Annotated in this window: 1 protein-coding gene and 1 pseudogene; one reads left to right on the top strand and one right to left on the bottom strand. The window is 72.7% G+C overall.

Annotated features, from left to right (window positions below; all coding sequences use genetic code 11):
- Positions 1-564, bottom strand: a pseudogene (locus tag D8M35_RS16450) (hypothetical protein); the annotation flags it as partial.
- 185 nt (positions 565-749) lie between these two features.
- Between D8M35_RS16450 and D8M35_RS16135 the strand changes: the two are divergent.
- Positions 750-1,265, top strand: coding sequence for a DivIVA domain-containing protein (locus D8M35_RS16135; RefSeq protein WP_126892719.1), 516 nt, complete (start codon positions 750-752; stop codon positions 1,263-1,265).
- Positions 1,266-1,346 lie beyond the last annotated feature (81 nt).

Genomic DNA, 1,346 nt, shown 5'->3' with positions numbered 1-1,346 from the left:
GGCGATCCGCCAGGCGCTGGTCGAGCGGGTGCAACAGTCCGACCTCGGGTACCTCGACGGCCCCGGGCCGCTCGCTCCGGCGTTCGCGCAGTTCGCGCGCGACCGGTGGGGCTGGGCGGTCGACCCGTCGGCGAGGACCACCACGGAGACGTCGGCGGGCAGCCGGACGGTGAACTGCCCCGCGCCGTCCCACTCCTGGTACCAGAGGTCGCTGCCCTTCGGGTCGGGCACGGAGTCACCGGAACCCGTCGTACGGCCCACCAGGCGGTCCTGCTCGGCGTCGAAGCGCAGCGTGGTGTGCTTCGCGTCGCCGATCCACGCGTCGACGTCGGCGGTCTTGCCGTAGGCGGCGAAGACGGTGCCGGAGCCCGCGACGTTGATGCGCTGGTAGCCGGGGTTCGCGGTGAGCGTCGAACCCGGGATCACGGTCACCGGGGCCGAGGCCGAGCTCGACGACTGTGCGACGAGCGACGAGGGTGGCGCGAAGACGGTGCGCTGCCCGACCGCGAGACCGACGAGCAGCAGACCGATGACGAAACTGACGATCGCCAGGACGAATCGCACGGATCTTCTCCCTACCGCGCCGGGGGTGGGGGGATCGGCGCGCGAATCAGCGCTCCAGGATAGCGAGGCACCCTGGAAGTCGCATCCTCCACCGCTGTCCGCGGGCACAGTCGGGGCCGACGGGCCGCCACTAGACTCGTCCGCGGGCCAAGGGCTGGCCCTCCGCCGACCCCCAGGAGCAACACGTGGCGAACGACGAGGCCGAGTTCGGGACCGAGCTGCGCGGGTACCGCCGCGACGAGGTCGACCGCTCGGTGAACGAGCTCCGTCGGGAGCTCATCAAGTCGAACACCGACCGCGCCGAGGCCGCGAAGGAGATCCGTCTCCTGCAGGCCCGCGTCGCCGACCTGCAGGGTGAGCTCGACGAAGCCGGCACCCCGACCTACAGCGGTCTCGGCACCCGCCTCGAGTCCACCCTGCGCGTGGCCGAGGAGCAGTCCACCCGGCTGATCAGCCAGGCGGACATCGACGCCCAGCGTCTCCGCGCGTCGAGCCGGAACGAGGCCGAGCGGCTGCTGCGCGAAGCCCGACAGGAGGCGTCGGCGACCCTCGAGGACGCCCGGTCCCGTGCGACCGACGAGCTGACCCGCGCCCGTGCCGAGTCGTCCGACACGATCGAGCGCGCCCGCGCCGAGGCCGGCCTGCTCACGCAGGACGCCCGGGTACACGGGCAGCGTCCGTCACGGCACCGTCGATCGTGACGTCGACGTCGCCGCCCGGCTCTGCCTGCGTGCACGTGATGGTGCCCGAGTCGACCACGGCGCGGTCACCACCGCCACGGC

Origin of the sequence: Curtobacterium sp. HSID17257, assembly GCF_003989515.1 — a bacterium.
In the GTDB taxonomy this organism is placed as follows: Bacteria; Actinomycetota; Actinomycetes; order Actinomycetales; family Microbacteriaceae; genus Curtobacterium.
The sequence above is the reverse complement of the archived record's forward strand: the minus strand, read 5'-3'. Positions and strand labels throughout refer to the sequence as shown.